Here is a 3069-nt window from a genome sequence, read left to right as displayed (position 1 = left end):
CGGGGCCGGACGCGGCGGTGCCGCCGGGCGCGCGGGGCGCCCGGCGGCACGCGGCACGGGTACGTGCGGCTGCCTCAGCGGCAGTGGGGCACGGGTACGTGCGGCTGCCTCAGCGGCAGTAGGGGACGGCGTCCAGGTTCTGCACGTAGCGGGCCGCCACGTACCCCGGGCGCCCGTCGCCCAGCTTGTACCAGAGGTCGTTGCCGTCGACGTTCTGGCCGCGCACCTTGCAGTACAGGTGGACGATCGAGCCGGGCTGGAGCCCGCCCAGGTAGCGCGAGTTCGAGGTGGCCCGCTCGCGGATCGAGAGGGTGAGGCGCGAGACGACCTTGCCGCGCGGCTCCTGCCGGGCCGTGCCCTGGGCGGGCTGGGCGGCGGCGGACGCGGGGTGCCCGCCGGGGGCGGGGGACGCCGCGTTCGCCGGGGCGGCGGCCAGGCCGGCCGCGCCCGCGATCAGAAGCCCGGCGACGGTCGTGGCGACCCGGCGCCCCACACGCGATGCGTGCATGGAGTCCTTCTTTCGCTGGAGTTGCTGTGCCCCTCTTTAATGGCACGCCACCGGCCCGGACCGCCCCCAAGAAACAGCCTTCTCACCCTTATGGCTGTATAAAAGTATGCGTAAAGTCGGATTGCGGGCATCCGGTGCGTGGGCCGCGACACGCGCCGTGACCTGCGCCTTCGTGTCCGCGCCCATGCTCCGCCCGGGACGCGGCCCCGGACGGGGGCGAACGCGCGAGCGCGTGCGCCCCCGGCGGGTCCTCACGGCGCTGGCCGCTCCGGCGCCGCCGGGGGCGGTGACCCGGCGCCGTACGTCAGCAGCCTGACGGGTCCGAACAGCCCGGTCCGCACCTGCCCCGCCGCGACGGCCCGGGTGGGCGAGGCGTCGTCGAGGTATCCGGCGAGCGTGCCCCGCACCACCACCTCGACGGTGTTGGGCCCGGCGGCCAGCGCGTCCGTCACCTCCACCGTCCAGGGCCCCCACACCCGCACGCCGCACGGCACCCCGTTGACCGAGACCTCCGCCGTTCCGCGCACCTCGCCCAGATCCAGCACCGCCCGGCCCGCCGGCGGCCCGGCCAGACGCAGGTCGGCCCGGTGGCGCACGGCGCCGCCGAGCGCCCGCAGCCCCAGGTCCTCCCAGCTCGCGAGCGGTGCCTCCGCCTCGGCGAGCTCCGCCGTGACCGGGCCGTCCAGGAGCGCGCCGCCGCGCCGCCCGTCGACGGCCTCGATCGCCAGCACCACCCGCGTGCCGGCCGCCGCGGGCTCCGGCAGCTCCACGCGGCCGGAGGCGTCCGGCACATACGGCTGCCCGCCGACCAGCACCGTCGTGCGCAGGGAGGTCGCGACCCGCAGCGCCGTGGCGCCCAGCGGCGCGGTGAAGCGCAGCGACTCCCGGCGCGGCGGGCCCGGAGCCAGGTCCGGGACCACCGGCTCGACGACCGTGCCCGGTGCCGCCGCCGGCTCCAGCCAGTGGGCGCCCGGCAGCGGGTGCGGCCGCGCCCAGGAGCAGAGGGAACGGGGGTCGCGGCCGAGGTGGGTGGGGCGGAGCATGACCGGTTCGCCGCTGCCGCCGGCCGTCCAGGAGGCGTCGCTGAGCAGACCGAGGCCGCCGCGCGCGGCGGGCGCCGAATCGAGGGCGGCGGCGGTGGGGCCGCCCGCCGGGTCGCTCAGCCGCAGCGTCAGGACGTTCTCGCCGACGCGCAGCAGAGCCCCGAGGTCGTAGGGGTGCACCCGCACCTCCCGGTGGCCGGGGTACGGGTTGAAGTCGCCCTGGCGGCCCGCCTCCGCACCGTTGACCAGCACGGTGCACGCGCCGTCGCTCGCGACCAGCACGCTCGCGTCCTCGGGCACCTCCTCCAGCACCAGGCGCCGGGTCAGGTCGCAGCCGCGAGCCGGCCCCCCGGTCGCGTCGGCGGACATCCACTCGGGCCTGCGGTACGCGTCCGGGTCGCGCACCACGGCGAACGACGCCCGCACCGGGCCGTCCTCCCGGGCCGTCAGCACCAGGTCGAGGGCCACGGTGCGCCCGGCCAGGTCGCCGGGCAGCGGGCTGAAGGACTGGTGGCCCGCGCCCTGAACGGGCAGCTCCCGCCCGTCGGCCCGCACGCGCCGCGCGGCGTTCGCGCCCACCGCGAGCCACCGCGGCCCGGGCGCGTCCGGCAGCGTCAGGTGCGTCCGCACCGCCACCTCGCCGCCCGCCGGGACCTCGCGCACGTCGAGGAAGTCCTCCGGCACGTAGCCCTTCGGGCCGAGCCGGTAGTCGTGGACCGGGTCGTCGCGGATGCCGCGCGAGAGCGACCACTGCGCCGGCTCGTACGCCCCCTCTCCCCGGCGCACCAGGGCGAACGGGCCGAAGCCGGCGGTCACCGGCCGCCAGTCGCCCGTGTCGCCCTCCCGGTGCTCCATGCGCCACACCTCGACCGGGAGGATGCCCGGCCGGTCGGCCGCCGCGAGATCGCCCCAGCGGTTGTCCAGCGTCGAGGCGGCGTGCGCCACCCAGGGCCCGGGCACGTCCAGGACGCGCGCGGGCGGCCCCAGGGGCGTGCGGGTCGGCGCGGGCAGGCCGTCGCCGAACACCACCAGCGCGACCGCCCCGTCCGCGAACGGCACGTCGAGCCCGAAGCCGCCGTGCCCGTCCGGCCGGACGTCCAGCTCCGTGCGCTCGCCCGTCCCGGGGTCCCAGCGCTGGGCACGCGGGGCGCGCGCGAGCCCCTCGATCACGACGGAGGCGCTGCGCCCGGCCGACGGCACGTACGTGTAGCCGTCCTCGTGCAGCTGGCGCCAGTACTCGGACCAGGAGAAGTTGTCCTGCGTCGTCCAGTCGTCGGTGCCGAGCGAGACGATCGGCGCCCGGGTCCCGGTCAGGCCGTCGTGCGCCGTGAGCGCGAGGACGTGCGTGCCGCCGTCGCGGCGCAGCACGAACGGGGCGTCGGCGCGCACCCGCACCGGGCCGGTGGCGACGGCCGCGGGGACCTGCTCCGGGTCCTCGACCACGCGGATCAGCCCGGCGGCCAGGGCCTCGCGGAAGGCCGCCCCGCCGGCCCCCGCGTCCCCGGCGTCCGCCCCGCC

1 protein-coding gene and 1 pseudogene are annotated in these 3069 nt (G+C 78.1%); both read right to left on the bottom strand.

Translation table 11 applies throughout. From position 1 onward, the window contains the following. Positions 1–109 precede the first annotated feature (109 nt). Positions 110–508, bottom strand: coding sequence for an SH3 domain-containing protein (locus L1885_RS26305; RefSeq protein ID WP_235799660.1), 399 nt, complete (start codon positions 506–508; stop codon positions 110–112). A gap of 251 nt (positions 509–759) precedes the next feature. Then, positions 760–3069 (bottom strand): annotated as a pseudogene (locus L1885_RS26300) (hypothetical protein); the annotation flags it as partial.

Origin of the sequence: Streptomyces fuscigenes, assembly GCF_021556455.1 — a bacterium.
GTDB lineage: Bacteria > Actinomycetota > Actinomycetes > Streptomycetales > Streptomycetaceae > Streptomyces > Streptomyces fuscigenes.
Note: the sequence above shows the minus strand (reverse complement) of the source record. Positions and strands in the feature narration are given on the sequence as shown.